General features: G+C 56.2%; 1 protein-coding gene and 2 pseudogenes. 1 reads left to right on the plus strand and 2 read right to left on the minus strand.

Going from position 1 to position 1,509, the window contains the following annotated elements:
• Nucleotides 1-653 (plus strand): annotated as a pseudogene (locus QD357_RS32185) (hypothetical protein); the annotation flags it as partial.
• A 4-nt stretch (nt 654-657) separates the two neighbouring features.
• Here the strand turns inward: QD357_RS32185 and QD357_RS32190 are convergent.
• Nucleotides 658-1,019, minus strand: a pseudogene (locus tag QD357_RS32190) (IS66 family transposase); the annotation flags it as partial.
• A complete protein-coding gene (gene tnpB / locus QD357_RS32195) occupies nt 977-1,336 on the minus strand; it encodes an IS66 family insertion sequence element accessory protein TnpB (protein WP_414126061.1) in 360 nt (119 codons plus the stop codon). The pseudogene QD357_RS32190 and the gene tnpB, both read right to left, overlap by 43 nt.
• Between the last annotated feature and the right edge of the window lie 173 nt (nt 1,337-1,509).

Here is a 1,509-nt window from a genome sequence, read left to right on the forward strand (position 1 = left end):
ATGCAAACATGTATCTTAACAGCGTCCTTACTGCAGACGACGTCATCGGCTTCGAAGCGGATCATGTGATCGTGGCGACCGGCGCAAAATGGCGCAAGGATGGTATCGGTCGCAATCACKATGAACCGATACMCGGCGCTGATCTACCCCACGTGTACGGCCCGGAAGAAATCTTGGATGGTAACTTACCTCGCGGTGAGGTCGTCGTTTATGATGAAGACTACTTTTACATGGCCACGGTGGTAGCTGAACGCCTTGCACGATCAGGCTGTAAGGTAACTTACATCACGACTGCGAGCGATCCGGCACCGTGKACGATCAACACACTGGAACTTGTTCACGTAATCAACGCAATGAACGAGATGGGTATCGAGATCGTCGTCGGCACATCCGTAACTAGCATCTCATCTGGCAACATTACTACCAGCCGTATTCTAACTGGTGCGGAATCCAATAGKAAAGTGGACGCCGTAGTTCTTGTAACCGKACAAATATCCGATGATGTCCTTTATCATGAGTTGATTGCAAAGAGAGAAGCAGGTGAGATTGCGTCGGTTGAACGCATTGGCGACTGTCTTGGACCGGGCCAAATCGCTCAGGCCACCAAAGATGGACGAAAGGCGKGCATTGAATTTTGCTCTACCGGCCGTTAGTCGGCCGGTTCAGCGGTTGATGCTGGCCGAGCTTMGCKACAGGATCATCGCCAGCAGGTTTGGCCCTACAAAGGCGCGGCGTCACATGAAWGGGTGCTGGCAGCTGTGCGATCTTCTCGCATTCCGGGCAAAGAATGACTGGATGGCCTTTGCGCGGGACCACTTCTAATTTCGGTAACGTCATCGCCAGCTTGGCCGAGCCGCAGCATGGGCAGCTTGTTGGCCGAGCAGTGACGCCGCGTTCGCGCGACAGGTTGCCCCGGAAACGGCTTCCTTAAAAGACGCTTGCGCTCGAAGGTATGGACCGTTGAAAGGCTTTGCCGTTACGGCGGCCAGTGCGTCCTGGCTGGCGTCGGCTTCCAGTTCCCCGGATGCTTACGTCTATACCTTMTAGCAAATAGCCGAGTTGCCCAGGAGTAATCACCACCGCTCCATCGGCCGCCGACGGCCATATKAAAGCGTCCACGTTCCAGCTTTTTCGTGAACAGGCAGGCTCCCTGGCCATCATGCCAGATGACCTTGATCAGGCCACCGCCACGACCGCGAAAGACGAACAAGTGTCCGCACATCGGATMACGCTTCAACGTCTCCTGCACCATCAGTKACAAACCGGKAAAGCTCTTGCGCCTATCTGTATKGCCCGTCGCCAGCCAGACCTTCACACCAGCAGGAACCGGGATCATCACCGACCCAGCACACAATCGAGAATACGGCGAAGCGCCTCCCTCTCGATGTCGCTGTCTACACGGTMACGACGACCGCGGCCCAGATCAATCGTCAAATCGCTCCGCTTCCGGCGGGGATGCGATGAGGCCGGCGCTTCTAAGGCAGCAGGCAGGGCTGCCTGCGCGGCCTC

The organism is Rhizobium sp. BR 317, from assembly GCF_047445835.1.
Classification (GTDB): Bacteria; Pseudomonadota; Alphaproteobacteria; order Rhizobiales; family Rhizobiaceae; genus Rhizobium; species Rhizobium paranaense.